We start from the raw sequence: 14,230 nt of genomic DNA on the forward strand, positions 1-14,230 counted from the left end.
TTAGTGATGGGGTGGACGCCCCCCGACGGCATCGATGTGCCACAGTGGAGGTGTTGAACACCACTTTAGGGAGGCGTCCATGTCGGAAGTTAGCATAATCGGGTTGGATATCGCCAAGCATGTTTTTCAGGCGCATGGGGTAGATGCGTCAGGCCATGCGATTTTGCGCAAGAAGATCACGCGTTCGAAGTTGTTGCCCTTCTTTTCCGCTCATCCACGTTGCCTAATTGTGTTGGAGGCGTGCGGCGGAGCCCATCATTGGGCGCGCGAGTTGCTCAAGCTCGGTCATGATGTGCGGTTGATCGCTCCGGCGTATGTGAAGCCCTTTGTGAAGCGCCAAAAGAACGATGTGGCTGATGCTGAGGCGATCTGTGAGGCAGCACAGCGTCCGAGCATGCGGTTCGTGCCGGTGAAAACTGAGGAACAGCAGGCAGCCGCGATGGTGTTCCGGGCGCGTGATCTGCTGGTCCGCCAGCGCACCCAGATCGGCAATGCCCTGCGCGGGCACATGACAGAATATGGTTGGATCGCACCCAAGGGCTTGGCGCATCTGGAAGCGCTCAGGGCGCTGGTCTCCGATCGGTCAGCGGTGCCCGAAGGGGTGCGGTCGGTGTGTATGGTGTTGCTTGATACTCTGGCAACGCTTGACCGGCAGATCGCGCTACTCGACAAAGAGATAGTCCGGCGCTCTCGCGAGGATGCAGTCGCGCGCCGCCTGATGACGATCCCAGGAATCGGACCGATCACGGCAACGGCGATCACCGCGCTTGCGCCGCCGTCAGAAACATTCGCCAAGGGGCGTGACTTCGCCGCTTGGGTCGGCCTCACCCCTCGTCAGCACTCAACTGGTGGGAAACAGAAGCTGGGATCTATCTCGAAAATGGGCGAGCGCACGCTGCGAAGGTTGCTGATTATTGGCAGTAGCGCGGTAGTGCTACAGGCGAGCAAGCGCGGGGCGGCGAAAGGCTCGTGGCTCGAGCAGATGCTGGCGCGCAAGCCACGCATGCTGGTGACGGTTGCGCTGGCGAACAAGACGGCACGGATCGTCTGGGCGCTGCTGACGAAGGATGAAGTTTACAAAGCTCCGGTCGCAGCCACGGCGTAAGCCAAGGCGGGCCAGAGGTCGTCGGAACGTAGTCGGTCGAAGGAGGGTATGGCACAACAGTCGGCGAGACGGGATCGGAAGAACCAGGTTAATCCACCGTGCTTCATCAGCACGCGTTAGTGATGTGGTTCCGGTCCGCGAACTCCCATACGGGCCCGCAGCCATCATCGCTGCATCAGAGGCCGGACAGATGGCAGCATCCGACTACGTGCCTACCTCCAAATACCACTTGCGTTAATCGGGGCGTCCACAGATGGATTAAGCCCATCGCCGCCATATCCGGGTGGAGGTGGAGCGAAGCGGAACCGGAGGCCGGATATGGCGGTGTCGCCGTTTCTGGTGCCGGTGGCCGGTATCCAAGACTGCTGTGCGGGCGCACGGTGTTGTAATGCCGCCGCCAGGCTTCGATCAGCACCTTGGCTTCGGCGAGGCTGTAGAAGATTTCGCCGTTAAGAAGTTCGTCGCGAAGCGACCCGTTGAAGCTTTCGTTATAGCCATTCTCCCATGGTGATCCCGGCGCGATGTAGAGCGTCTTCACGCCGATCTGCCGCAGCCATTGCTGGACGGCATTGGCGATAAATTCGGCGCCATTATCTGACCGCGTTCCGCCGGCAGGCTTCGGCTGTCGATGCCCCCTGCGCCAGCACGATATCAACTTCACGCAGCTTGCCGATGATCTCTTCCGGCTTGTGCTTCTTGCTTGGCATTCATCGTCCCTTTCGTGGTCCAGACTATCATAGTCTCTGGGCCACTCAGGGGGAGGGGAGGAGATCAGGCCAGCGCCCACCTGAAGGCGCCAACCATAGCACACGCCTCTGGCGCATCCCAACCCCTGCCGCTCCGCCGCTGTCGCGCGTCAATCAACGTACTAGCCATATCGAACCGAACCTACCGAAAGCACAAATCTCCATAGGGCAAGCTGCTGCGCCCGCGGATTCCTGCATGGGAGGCTTTCGTACCCAAGCGCCCGAAACCCTAAACCTTGTCAGCCATTCAGAATCTGATTTCTCGTTCCTAGGGCCTTATGATAATTGCTCATCCTGTAACCGAGAAATTGGCCTATCAAGCGGTTTGATCAACGCTTTCAAATTGTCCGTCTCAAGCCGGTCGAGCGCAGCAGCGGCCGAGACCATTATCGACGTCTTCGTCACGCGCCTTCATCTGCATGACGACCGGCAACGCACCGCCGTCATCGGACAGAAGGTCGAACGCCCCCATCGTCGGCGGCGTTTCCGCGTTCGGGAACGATATTCCTTCTACCGGATGGTGGCCGATACCGACGCCAAGCCGCCGCATTGGCGGTACGCGCGGTCCGTCTGCTTTCCCTCCTACATACCCAAATGTGGCTGTTTGCCGGCTGGCAGCTTTTGGGCAGGCCTTCAGGTTGGTTGCCATTGCGGCTCCTGGAAAATGAAGACCCGCAGTCGTTCCAGTGAACCCTATAAAGCAAACGTTTGCATATCGCTATTTCGTCTGTATGATCGACGTTCGACAGGTCGCAAAGGCGACGGAGAGGAGCATATGCGGGACAGAGCCACCAAACCACGAATGCGTCTGTCACGCATCGTCGAAATGAATCTCGGCTTCCTCGGCATCCAATTCTCCTTTGGGCTGCAACAGGCCAATATGGGGCCGATCTATCGCTATCTTGGCGCGGATGAAGCGCATCTGCCGCTGCTCTGGCTGGCCGGGCCGGTCACGGGATTGCTCGTTCAACCCATTGTCGGCGCGCTCAGCGATCGGACGGTCAGCCGATGGGGCAGGCGCACGCCCTATTTCCTGATCGGCGCCGTGCTGTGCAGCCTGGGCCTGCTGATGATGCCCTATAGCCCGACCCTCTGGTTTGCGGCCAGCCTGCTCTGGATGCTCGATGCGGCGAACAACATCACCATGGAACCCTATCGCGCCTATGTCAGCGACCGGCTGGACGAAAGCCAACGATCGGTCGGCTTCCTGACGCAAAGCGCCTTTACCGGGCTGGCTCAGACCCTGTCCTATCTGGCTCCGTCGCTGCTGGTCTGGTGGGGCTTCGACGCCGATCTGGTCGATGCCAACGGCATACCCGATGTCACGCGGATCGCCTTTCTGATCGGTGCGGTCATATCCATTTCGACCATCCTCTGGTCGGTGCTGCGCGTGCCGGAGTTGCCGCTGCCGCCAGAGGAGATCGCACGCATGCAGAGCGACCGCCTATCCTTCGGCACAGCGCTGCGCGACTTTATGGCCGCAGTGCGCGAAATGCCCACGGCCATGCGACAACTCGCCCTGTCGATGCTGCTGCAATGGTTCGCGATGTTCGCCTATTGGCAGTTCATCAGCTTCGCGCTGGCCCGCGCGATCTTCGACACTGCCGATCCAGCGAGCAGCGGCTTTCGCCAGGCGGTGCTGCTCACCGGACAGGCGGGCGCGCTCTACAATGCCGTCGCCTTCCTCGCTGCGTTCGCCATGGTGCCGCTCAGCCGGCGGATCGGGCCGCATTATATTCATGCCGTCGCCGTTGTCTTGTCCGGTGCCGCGATGCTGGCCATCCCCGGCACCAGCGATCATACGCACCTGTTCCTGCTGATGATCGGCATCGGCATCGGCTGGGCCAGCATGATGGGCAATCCCTATGTCATGCTGGCCAATGCCATCCCGCCCGAGCGGACCGGCGTCTATATGGGCATCTTCAACATGTTCATCGTCATTCCGATGCTGCTTGAGACTTTGATCGTGCCGGTCATCTACCGTCCGCTGCTGGAAAGCGATCCGCGCAACATCCTGTTGATGAGCGGTATGATGATGATCGCCGCTGGGGCCGCTACGTTGATGGTCAGGACGCCCCGCAAGAACTGATGCGCCGCGATCCGGATTGTCCCATGCCCTTCAGTGGCCTAGATGATAGGATATGACGGATCATCATGACGAACCTGTCCGCAGCATAACCGACCTTGCCCGGATCGCGGGGGTATCGGTGTCGACCGTGTCCCGCGCGCTGACGTCCAAGGGCGCGCTCAACAAGGATACGCGGCGGCGCATTCAGGAACTGGCGGCCAAGCACGGCTTCCAGCTCAATGTCGCCGCGCAGAATCTGCGGCTGGGCCGCACCGGAGCGATCGCCGTGCTGCTGCCACTGGGGCATGAGCGCGGGCAGCATCTGTCCGATCCCTTCTTCATGGCGATGCTGGGCTTTCTGGCGGACGAACTGACCGAGCGCGGTTATGACCTGCTACTGTCCCGCGTGCTGCCCGATGGCGAGGACTGGCTGGACGCCTTTATCCGGGCTGGCCGGGTCGATGGCGTCATCATCATCGGCCAGTCCAACCAGAGCGCCGTCCTGGACCGCACCGCCAGCCACTATCGCCCGCTCGTCATCTGGGGCGCTCATGCCGAGCGTAATCAATATCTGACCGTAGGAACCGACAATGTGGCTGGCGGCGCTCTGGCGGCGAAGCATTTGCTGGAGCGCGAGCGCGGCAAGCTCGCCTTTTTCGGCAATGTCGCGGTGCCGGAATTTGCTGCCCGATATGAGGGGTTTCTCTCCGCTCTGCCGGCCGAGGCGCGGGATCGGGTCGAGCTGGTCCATGCTCATGTGACGCCTGAAGCCAGCTATCGCGTCGCGGCCGACTATTTTGCAGCGGGGCATCGCCCCGACGGGGTGTTCGCAGCGTCCGACGTGACGGCCATGAGCGTCATCACCGCCGCAGCTGAGCAGGATATCCGCGTGCCCGACCAGCTTTCGGTGGTGGGCTTCGACGATGTGCCGCTGGCGCGGCTGTCCAATCCGCCGCTCACCACCATCCGACAGGATATACAGCGGGGGGCTGCGCTGCTGGTCGAGCGGCTGTGCCAGCGGCTCGCGGGCGAGGACGTCGGCTCCATCCAGATCGAGCCGGAGATCGTGGCGCGGGAATCGAGCTGACAAGAAGAGGCCCGGTTCCTTGACGGAACCGGGCCTTTCAGGTGGCCGAAACAACCGGTCCGGAGAGGAGGAACGGCCGCTCCGGCGTCGGATCGGATCAGAAATTGTAACGGATCGAGGCGGTCACGGTGCGGCCATAGACGGCGCTGTTCTGGAAGATGCCGGTCGTCGCGCTGATCGGCAGCAACTGGCCGCCGCCGCGATAGCCCAGCGTGTCGAACAGATTGTTGGCGTTGAGGCCCAGTTCCAGATTTTCGACCGGCCGCACTTTCACGAAGCCGTTGAAGAATGTCGTGCCGCGCACGGTGTAGAGGTTGAAATCGTCGTTCGGCGCACTGCTCTGGCCGCTGGCGGACAGGCCGACCGCGAACAGGCCCGCATCATATGAGGGCGAAATCAGATAGGTGAGCTTGGGAATACCGCCCAGCCGGTTGCCGGCCAATGCCGCCGTCGCGCTGTCCTTGATCTTCGGATTCACCCAAGTCGCATCGACCGCCAGATGGAAATTGCCGAGGTTCAGTCGCCCGGTCAGTTCCACGCCCCAGGACCGGTAATCGTTGGAGATGTTCGGGTCATTGTTGGGCGGCGGATTGTTGATCCGGGTGAAGTCATAATTATTCTCGGTGAGGGTCGAGCGGAATCCGGTGACTTCCACCGAATAATTGCCCGACCCACCGACGAAGCCACGATGCTTCACGCCCACTTCCTGCTGGTTGAGGAAGTTGATGGCCGTGCTGGCGCCCTGGCTGTTGAGCGACCCGTCGGCATTGAAGTTGCCGCCCAGCGTGCGCCGGTCGGCGTTGAAGCGCCCGCCCCGGCTGACGCGGGCGAAGATGCTGGTGCTGTTGTCGAAGGCATAGAGTGCGCCGAACGACCAGCTGGTGTAGCTGCGCTTGTAGTTGATCCGCTCGATCGCGCCGCCCGGCAACATAGACGGCAGGGTCGCGCTGCCGACCTCATCGCTGACGACATAATCGGGGCCGATGACGCCCGCCTGCGCCGTGCCTTCACCGCGCACCCGGTCGAAGCGGACGCTGGCGTCGAGATCGAAGCCGCCGCCCGAATAGTTGGCGGACAGGAAAGGCGCGTCGTCGGTATATTTGAGGTCGACGCTGCGGGCGCAGCAATTGCCCCAATTGTCGTTGAAGCCCGCCTGGCCCGCAGCGGTGATCTGCGTGCCGGTGGTGGAGAAGAGATTGAGCGGCGCGGCATTTTCGCCTTCCAGCGCGCTATATTGACGGTTCACATGCCAGTCCTGGACGATGTTCTGGCTCATGTGGAACCAGCCCGCCTGCACCGTGACCTTGCCGCCGCCAACATCGAACTTGCCGGTCAGCGCCAGATTGTTGGCCAGGCTGCCCATATCCTTCATCAGCGTGTTGATGTTGGGATTATTGTTCAGATAGGTGCCGGTATAGGCCTGCCCCTTGTTTGGCCCCGCCGCATAGCGGATCGCGCCCACCGTCTGGCCGTTGACGGTCGATCCCAGCACGCTGGCGGTCGTCGCGACGTTCAGGAACTGGGTGGTGAAATTGCCGCTCATGTCGGTGTAGCGGAAACTGTTGTCGACGGTCAGCGCGTCGCTCAGCTCATAATGGAATTGCGCACCCACGGAGGTGACGCGGGGGTGGATGCCCGCCACATCAGCATTTTTGAGCACGCCGTTGCTGTCGACATATTGGAAGCTGCGCTGATAGATGGAATAGGTCGATCCGTCGCGCGCGTCGAAGTTGGGCAGCGGCTTGAAATCGGTGATCTTGTTGCCGTCGATCGTCACCAGCGAAGGCATGGTGGTGTTGGTCGGCGCATGTTCATCCAGCCGCTTGAAATTGAAGCGGATAAAGCCCCTGCCGTCGCCCAGATCCTTGGTGAGGTTGGCCTTCACCTGATAGCCACGCAGGATGTTGAAATCCTCGTTGGTCGGCCCGCCACCCTCGCGGGCATAGCCGCCGACATGGAAGCGCAGCGTGTCGCTGATCGGGCCGCCATAGTCGAAGTCTACACGCGTCTCGCGGAAGCCGACGCCCTTGGACAGGCCGATCGAGCCGCCCTCCTTCTCGCCGGTCTTGCTGATATAGTTGATGACCGCGCCGGGCGCCTGGCTGGCGAAGGTGGAGGCGGAGCCGCCACGCACGGCCTCGACGCGTTCGACATTCTGGTCGAAGCGCAGCCAATAATCGTTATTGCCGAACTGAATGTCGCCGAACAGGGTGACGGGCAGGCCGTCCTCCTGAAGCGCGACATATTCCGAGCCGCCGGTCGACACCGGGATGCCGCGCACGCCGATATTGGCGTTGCCGCCCGGACCCGCCGTATCGGAGGGCTGGAGGCCGGGGATGGAGCGCAACACTTCGGCTTCGGAGCGCGGCGTGAAATTCTGGATCGCTTCCTGGCTGACCTGCGACACCGAAATAGACGATCGGAAACGCGACTTGTCGCCGGCCGCTGCGGTGACGACGATATCTTCGCCACTGATGGGCGCGCGTTCCTCCGCAGCGGGGGCTTGCGTGTCGGCGGGTGCGGCGTCCTGCGCCAGGGCAGGCCCGCCAAGGCACGCCATGGCCAGCGCGAACGTGGAAATGCGGCTTGGCTGAATGCTGGTCTTCATCATCCCCTCCTTAAGGGCCGCCGCGCATCACTTCGCGGTCGGTTGAATGCCTGCATATGTCGCCCCGCAAACCTTTGCAACATATTTCAGCAAACGTTTGCATTTCATCTCGCAAGATTTAGGCATGCTGCTATAGTGCCAGTCAATAACGGTTGTTTTGACGGCGAAAACAGGGGAGGTCAGGCAGAGGATGGAGTATCGGGGCAGTCCAGCCGATCTTGCTTCCACTCAGCCGGCGTCGCCTTCTGCGCCCGAGACCGACGACTGGCTGCGAGCGATCGAGTCGGCCGTCTTTGCGGCGTTTCGGTCGGGGACCGGGGAGGATCTGGCCTCAACGCTGGAACAGTCCTGCCTTCGCTGGCCCGACCATGTTCGCCTGCTCTGGTTGAAGGCGCTGGTCCTGCGCGAGGCGCAGGCGCATGAGCCGGCGCTGCTTGCGGCCGAGCGCGCTGCGGCCTTGGCAAAGGACAATCCGCCGGCGCAGGCGCTGCTCGCTCAGTTGCGCTTTGAAACCGGGCGCGACGCCGCTGCGCAATTCACTGTCGCGCGTGCGCTCGCTCCTTCGGATCTGGCGCTGGTCCGTGGCCATGCCGGCGCACTCACGGCGGAGGGGGACAGCGATGCGGCGCTGGCGCTGATGGCGGCGGCGCTTCAGGATCAACCGGGCTGGGTCGAGGGCCAGACCTACCGCGCTACATTACACCGCCTTGCCGGGGCGAATGGGCAGGAGGATGGGGGCTTTGCGGAGGCGCTGCGCGCCGAACCGCGCAATCTGGCACTCCATCTTGGCCGTTTTCACTGGCTGGCCAAGGCGAAGCGATGGGATGATGCCCGCGCCGCATTGGGGGAGGCGACACGCGCCTGCGGAGAGTCCAGCGCGCTGGAGGTTGCGCGCCTCTATCTCGAAGCGGAATCGGGTGCTGCGGCGGACAAGCCTGACCTGTTCGACGGGCTGGCCGACCGGCACGATTCCGGTCTGGCGCTTGCCCGTGTCCGCCACGCACTGCGCTGCGGCGCACCGGACAAGGCGGTAGAAATCGCCTTCGCCCAACTTCGTTCCCCGTCCGCGCCCCTATTCTGGCCCTATCTTTCCATCGGCTGGCGTTTGCTGGGAGATGATCGGGCGGCCTGGCTCGATCGACCCGACCAGTTGATCCGCGCGGTCGACATCGGCCTGGACGCGCAGGAACTATCGGACCTTGCCGACCTTCTCCGCACACTCCACACCGCCACTTCACCCTATCCCGATCAGTCGGTGCGCGGCGGAACGCAGACCGACCGGCCGCTGCTGTTCCGGCATGAACCGATCATGCAGCGCACCCGCGCCGCCATCGAGGCAGCAGTGCGCGACTATATCAGTCGCCTGCCACCCCAAGAACCGGGCCATCCGCTACTCGGAACGCCACGCGGCGAGGTGAAATTTGCGGGAAGCTGGTCCGTGCGTCTTTCCGCCCAGGGTTTTCATGCCGCACATACCCATCCGGTCGGCTGGATCAGTTCGGCGCTGCATATCGCCTTGCCTGACATTTCGGCGATGGGTGACGCACCATCGGGCTGGCTGCGGTTCGGCACGCCGCCGCCAGAGCTGGGGCTGGACCTGAAGGCCTATCGCCAGATCGAACCCAGGGTCGGCCGCCTGATCCTGTTCCCTTCCACCCTGTGGCACGGCACCGTGCCATTCGCGGATGGCGAACGGCTGTCGATCGCCTTCGACATCAGCCCACCGCGCCGCTGACGGATCAGCCTTCGAACAGATAGGCCGCGCCCCTGTAATCGCCCTTCAGCTTCACGCGCAGCCCCTGTTCCATCCAGTAGGCGCCGCTGGCCTCCGCCGGTACGCCGTCGGGCAAGGCCGATCCGTCCAGCATCCGCACCCTGTAGCTGCGCACGGGATCGAGGCCCGCCGGATGCAACGCCTCGACATTGTCGCGGAAGGATGAACTGTGCAGCATCTGGAACAGGACGGCCCGGCGCTTGTCCGGGGCGACATGGAAGGTCGCCGACATCGCCGCGTCCGGCCGGGGAGGCGCGATCCGGTAAAGGTCGCCGCGCTGCACGATGTCGCGAATGGACTTGTAGGCGGCGATCCATTTCGTGGCCGTGGCGAAATCCGCATCCTGCCAATGATCCAGATTGGCGCCGATACCCAGGCTCCCTTGCATGGCGGATAGGAAGCGATAGTCGAGGCTGGTTTCCCGCCCGTTCGCCCAATTGGGACTATCTGTAACCCAGGCCATCATGATCGACGGCGCATAGGCCTGGGTAAAGCCGTCCTGAATGATCAGGCGATCATAGGGATCGGTATTGTCCGACGTCCAGCTCTGGTCGGTCAGGCCCATGATGCCAAGGTCGATGCGCCCGCCGCCCCCAGAGCAACCCTCAATCTCCAGCCCCGGATGTCGCCGCCGCAGTTCGGACAGGATGTAATAGAGGTTGCGGACATATTGGACCTGCACCCGCTGCTGATCCTCCGACGCCATTTCGGGCCAGCCCGCCTCGGTCCAGTTGCGGTTATAGTCCCATTTGAGGAAGGCGATATCATTCTGGCCCACCAGCCGGTCCAGCACGGCCAGCAGATGATCGCGCACATCGGTCCGGGCGAGGTTCAGGACCAACTGGTTGCGGCCTTCGGTGCGCGGCCGGTCGGGGAAATTCAGCACCCAGTCGGGATGGGCGCGGTAGAGGTCCGAATTGACGTTCACCATCTCCGGCTCGACCCAGAGGCCGAAATCCATGCCCAGCGCTTTCACCCGGTCGATCAAAGGCTTGAGGCCTTTGGGGAATTTGCGCGGATTGACCGTCCAGTCGCCCAGGCCCGCCTTGTCGTCGTCGCGCGCGCCGAACCAGCCGTCATCGACGACGAAGCGTTCCACCCCGATCTTCGCCGCCTTCTCGGCCAATGCCATCTGCCCGGCCTCGGTCACGTTGAAGGTCGTCGCTTCCCAGCTATTGTAGAGGACCGGCCGGATCTTGGCCTTGGCGCCACCGGGGATGATCGCGGCGCGCTGAAAGGCGTGGAAGCGGCGCGAGGCGTCGCCCATCCCTTTACTCGTATAGCCCGTGTAGAAGACCGGCGTATCCAGGCTTTCGCCCGGCTTTAGCGTCCAGCTGAAATCATAGGGGTTGTAGCCGCCGCTGATCCGGAGCCGGCTGAGATTGTCGAGGCCGACTGACAGGCGGAAGGAACCGGACCAGGCCAGCGCCCCATACCAGACCGGACCATCCGTCTCGCTGCTCTTGCCGTCCTTGACCAGCGCGAACCAGGGCTGATTGCCATGGCCGGTCGATCCCCGACGGCTCTCCAAGACAGTCAGGGCTGGCGTCACCGACGTTTCCACCTGCGACCATTCCGACGCATGGCGGCCGGTCAGATAGTGGAGGCGATAGTCGCTGCCGACCGGCAGCGTGTAGGTCGCCGCTGCGATCTGGTCGATGCGCACCGGCTTGCTGTCGCCATTGCGCACACTGGCCGATCGGGCGATTACGCCGGTCGTCGGATCGATCGCATAGCGCAACATGACCGTAAGGGGCCGACGGATATCGGCCAGTTCCACGGTCAACGTCTCACCGGCTATGGTGTGGCGTCGATATTTGAGGACCAGGTCGCGATTGCCGTCGGCGAACACCGCCTTGATGCCCGGTTCGCTGACCAGCCCCTCCCCCTGCCCGGCATATTCCTGCGCAGTGATCGATCCGGCCGGGTCGAAGCCCGACAATTCGGTGGGATGCCGGGCGACGAGTGGCGCCTTTTCGTCCAGCGTTGCGCCCCAATAGAGCGGCTGGAGATAGCCCTGTTCATCCACCCCCATGGCATAGGTCACGCCGCCGCCATCGAGCCGCATCATGCGGCCATCCGCTGTTGCGCTGACCTTTGCCCAAAGGACGTCGGGATAGGCAAGAGCCGTGAAGGCGGCGGCCGCCAGGCACAATGATCGAACGGACGGCATAGTCATCATCCTTGCCTTTCCGCCAAGGCATCAAGTGCCAGCGCGACAGCGCCGAGCGGCCCTGCCTGATCTCCCAACTCGGCAGTACGCAGGATCGCAGCGATAGTGTCCGGTGTCACAAACGGCAGATAACCATTCAGTTGCACCAGAACCTTGCCCCGGACCCGATCGAGCAGATTTGCACGGCCCATCCCGACGCCGCCGCCAATCAGCACCTGCCGCGCTGCCGTCATGAGCAGAATAGTTGATACGAGCTGAGCAAGGTCATGGGCGACATGATCCCATCTGGGATCGTCGGCATCGATCTGGTCGCCCGGCTTGCCAAAACGTTTGGCCAGTGCGGGGCCAGAAACCAGCCCTTCGATACAGTCGCCATGAAAAGGACAGGCGCCGGGAAAATCATCCCCCTCCGCTCGGCGAATGGCGATATGCCCGAGTTCAGGATGCATCGCGCCATGCAGCGTCTTGCCATTCAGGGCAAAACCGCCGCCCAGCCCCGTACCGATGGTAAGGTAGCAGAGGCAGTCGGACCGCCCCTGTTCCTGCGTGCCAGCACCCCAGCGCGCCTCGGCCAATGCAGCCGCATTCACATCGGTATCGATCGCCGCCGGACAGGGCAGCGCCCCGGCCAAGGCGCCGAAAATGTCCGCTCCGCTCCAGCCGGGCTTGGGCGTGGGCAGCATCCGGCCAAAGTCATGGGCATTCCTGTCGAGCCGCAAGGGGCCGAAAGATGCAATGCCCAACGCAGCCAAGGCCTCTTCCGCATACCAGCGGGTCAGGGTTTGCTGCACCGCGCCCAATGTCGCGTCCGGTGTCGTCGTCGGCACCAATCGCCGCTCGACAATCTCCGTTCCGCGTGCACGCAGGACGAAAACCTTGGTCCCGCCCAGTTCGACGCCCGCGATCAAAGGGCGCGTCATGCCACCACTCCGGCCGCATCGCCATCAAGCCACAGCTGGACGAACGGCGCAAAGGCGCCGCCGAACCGCCGCTTGGCCCCTCCCCCCCAATTGTCGACGAAGCTGGTGACGCGCAGATCAGGCAGCACCATCCAGCTATAGCTTTGTGCGGGCGCCTCGTCCGGGTTGGCGAAGACAAGGCCGCTGTCATTGATCGGGCGCCAGGGGCCGCTCAATGTATCGGCGACCATGCCGTACAGGCCGGTCGGCCCTGTCGGCCCTTGTGGATTGAACACATGGGCTTGAGTCGACCAGAATAGATAATAGCGGCCGTGATGGAACACGACATGCGGCCGCTCCAGTTCATTATTGATGCCGTCCGCGACAATCAGCGGCGGTTCGACAGTCCAGTCGTCCGGGCGATCCGCCGGGGCGGTGGCAACCCCGACAACCCCGTTGAACGCCGATGTCGATCCCGCAAGCGAGCCGGCGAAAAACAGATGATGGCGACCATCTGCAGGATCGCGAAAATAAGCGGGATCGCGGTAGGCCTTGATCGTACCGATGGCGCCACCACCCGTGGTCGCCATATACCAGTCGGGCTCGGGCGGGATCACTTCGCACAGGTCGCGCCAATCCGCCAGGCAACCGTCATCGCCAAGACTGGCCCGCGCGCTGAACATGCGCTGCTCAAAGGTCAGCCCATTATCGCCACGCCGCCCAGCAGCCGTGAAATAGAGGATCACATCGCCAGTCGCCTCATCGACGATGGCCGATCCAGACCATTCCCGGCTTCCCGGAGAAAAGCCATCTGGCATGGCCGGCCCAAGATCGGACCAGCCGCCATCCTCGTGGCGGAGCAGATGAATACGTGCATGACCGTGGCGCGCGTCTGGATCATCAAACCGGGGGGCGCCAAGCGCCATCCAAAGCTCGCCTCCCGACGCGTTGGTAAAGGGCTCACCGTCCCGGCGCTGGATCGGCCACGCATCCCAAATGCCCAAATCAAATGCGACCGGGGCGAAATCCTGGTCGGTGATTGGGGCGATGGCGATCGGTGACGGGAGAATTGCAGCAACATGCGCAGCTGTCCAGAATATCGTCACATCGGCGCCCTCTTCATGGGAGGAGGACGCCGTCAAGCGTGCAGTCCCAACGACATCCTCCCCAAGATAGAAACAAGCCTGGTCGCGCTCAAACACCCATCCCAAACTGCTTCATTGCGAACCGTATAGCGTTGCGCAAACGTTTGCAATAGATAGTTGGAAAGTTAATTCGAAAGGCTGCAGTCGTTCCCGCCATCGACCTTTGTTGGACGCTCAACGGCAATTTTTCCGATCCTAGTTGCGGACCGTCAGCTATTTGATTTCTGACCACCGATGTGGCCGGGAGCGGAAAGGCATGTTGGGGGTCGGATGTGTAGGTTAGCGGACGCTAGGCTGCGGTCGAACGGAGCCTGCCGTGTGAGGAAGGCTAGGAATTCAAGCCTGTGCATCACCGGCTATGCGACAGGAGACCGACACCAGATCAAGTGGCAGAGGTCGGAAAATCCACGACAGGGGCGACAGGGCGACAGGGCGACAGGGCGACAGGGCGACAGGGCGACAGGGCGACAGGGATCGAAGGTTTCCTGTTCATGAACAAGCTTCTCTATCACAGCCTTTGCCAAAGACTCGATTGCGCTTCCCTGCAGATCTCCCATCGCACCCAATTTGCGTTGTGACCGCTGGCCAAAACGACGCAGTAGTTCAGCATCCATCATATGCGGCT

General features: G+C 62.6%; 9 protein-coding genes and 1 pseudogene. 4 read left to right on the top strand and 6 right to left on the bottom strand.

The features are described from left to right. The first annotated feature begins 79 nt into the window (after nt 1-79). Entirely contained in the window at nt 80-1,105 is a 1,026-nt protein-coding gene (locus DM806_RS18050) for an IS110 family transposase (protein WP_179044561.1), read from the top strand. A gap of 175 nt (nt 1,106-1,280) precedes the next feature. On the opposite strand, the pseudogene DM806_RS18055 reads toward DM806_RS18050, so the two are convergent. Together DM806_RS18055 and DM806_RS18060 are read right to left on the bottom strand one after the other, a co-directional pair. Next, nucleotides 1,281-1,706, bottom strand: a pseudogene (locus tag DM806_RS18055) (integrase core domain-containing protein); the annotation flags it as partial. A gap of 497 nt (nt 1,707-2,203) precedes the next feature. After that, nucleotides 2,204-2,500 (bottom strand): hypothetical protein, encoded by a 297-nt coding sequence (locus DM806_RS18060; protein ID WP_179044562.1) that lies wholly within the window; start codon nt 2,498-2,500, stop codon nt 2,204-2,206. A 126-nt stretch (nt 2,501-2,626) separates the two neighbouring features. On the opposite strand from DM806_RS18060, the gene DM806_RS18065 reads away from it, so the two are divergent. Then, nucleotides 2,627-3,940, top strand: coding sequence for an MFS transporter (locus tag DM806_RS18065; protein ID WP_179044563.1), 1,314 nt, complete (start codon nt 2,627-2,629; stop codon nt 3,938-3,940). Nucleotides 3,941-3,992: 52 nt separating this feature from the next. Beyond that, on the top strand, nt 3,993-5,006 hold the full coding sequence (locus DM806_RS18070; protein ID WP_179044564.1) for a LacI family DNA-binding transcriptional regulator: 1,014 nt from the start codon (nt 3,993-3,995) through the stop codon (nt 5,004-5,006). A 97-nt stretch (nt 5,007-5,103) separates the two neighbouring features. Here the strand turns inward: DM806_RS18070 and DM806_RS18075 are convergent, their stop codons facing one another. Further along, nucleotides 5,104-7,614: a TonB-dependent receptor domain-containing protein gene (locus tag DM806_RS18075; protein WP_256869377.1), complete on the bottom strand. Its 2,511-nt coding sequence runs from the start codon at nt 7,612-7,614 to the stop codon at nt 5,104-5,106. A gap of 190 nt (nt 7,615-7,804) precedes the next feature. Between DM806_RS18075 and DM806_RS18080 the strand changes: the two genes are divergently transcribed. Next, nucleotides 7,805-9,349: a putative 2OG-Fe(II) oxygenase gene (locus tag DM806_RS18080; protein ID WP_179044566.1), complete on the top strand. Its 1,545-nt coding sequence runs from the start codon at nt 7,805-7,807 to the stop codon at nt 9,347-9,349. Nucleotides 9,350-9,353: 4 nt separating this feature from the next. Here the strand turns inward: DM806_RS18080 and DM806_RS18085 are convergent, their stop codons facing one another. Genes DM806_RS18085 through DM806_RS18095 form a run of 3 tightly spaced genes read right to left on the bottom strand, consistent with a single transcriptional unit; the run spans nt 9,354 to nt 13,566 of the window. Continuing rightward, complete coding sequence (locus tag DM806_RS18085) at nt 9,354-11,567, bottom strand: alpha-galactosidase (RefSeq protein ID WP_256869378.1); 2,214 nt, start codon at nt 11,565-11,567, stop codon at nt 9,354-9,356. Beyond that, nucleotides 11,567-12,481: an ROK family protein gene (locus DM806_RS18090; protein ID WP_179044567.1), complete on the bottom strand. Its 915-nt coding sequence runs from the start codon at nt 12,479-12,481 to the stop codon at nt 11,567-11,569. Before DM806_RS18090 ends, DM806_RS18085 begins: the two co-directional genes overlap by 1 nt. Continuing rightward, nucleotides 12,478-13,566, bottom strand: coding sequence for a glycoside hydrolase family 68 protein (locus DM806_RS18095; RefSeq protein ID WP_179044612.1), 1,089 nt, complete (start codon nt 13,564-13,566; stop codon nt 12,478-12,480). Before DM806_RS18095 ends, DM806_RS18090 begins: the two co-directional genes overlap by 4 nt. Between the last annotated feature and the right edge of the window lie 664 nt (nt 13,567-14,230).

This window comes from Sphingobium lactosutens, assembly GCF_013393185.1.
Classification (GTDB): domain Bacteria; phylum Pseudomonadota; class Alphaproteobacteria; order Sphingomonadales; family Sphingomonadaceae; genus Sphingobium; species Sphingobium lactosutens_A.

Excerpts from the sequence above, each read along its gene's own strand:
- DM806_RS18070 (WP_179044564.1), top strand. The coding sequence starts at position 3,993 with ATGACGGATCATCATGACGAACCTGTCCGCAGCATAACCGACCTTGCC.
- DM806_RS18065 (WP_179044563.1), top strand. The coding sequence starts at position 2,627 with ATGCGGGACAGAGCCACCAAACCACGAATGCGTCTGTCACGCATCGTC.
- DM806_RS18080 (WP_179044566.1), top strand. The coding sequence starts at position 7,805 with ATGGAGTATCGGGGCAGTCCAGCCGATCTTGCTTCCACTCAGCCGGCG.
- DM806_RS18050 (WP_179044561.1), top strand. The coding sequence starts at position 80 with ATGTCGGAAGTTAGCATAATCGGGTTGGATATCGCCAAGCATGTTTTT.
- DM806_RS18090 (WP_179044567.1), bottom strand. The coding sequence starts at position 12,481 with ATGACGCGCCCTTTGATCGCGGGCGTCGAACTGGGCGGGACCAAGGTT.
- DM806_RS18060 (WP_179044562.1), bottom strand. The coding sequence starts at position 2,500 with ATGGCAACCAACCTGAAGGCCTGCCCAAAAGCTGCCAGCCGGCAAACA.
- DM806_RS18085 (WP_256869378.1), bottom strand. The coding sequence starts at position 11,567 with ATGACTATGCCGTCCGTTCGATCATTGTGCCTGGCGGCCGCCGCCTTC.
- DM806_RS18075 (WP_256869377.1), bottom strand. The coding sequence starts at position 7,614 with ATGAAGACCAGCATTCAGCCAAGCCGCATTTCCACGTTCGCGCTGGCC.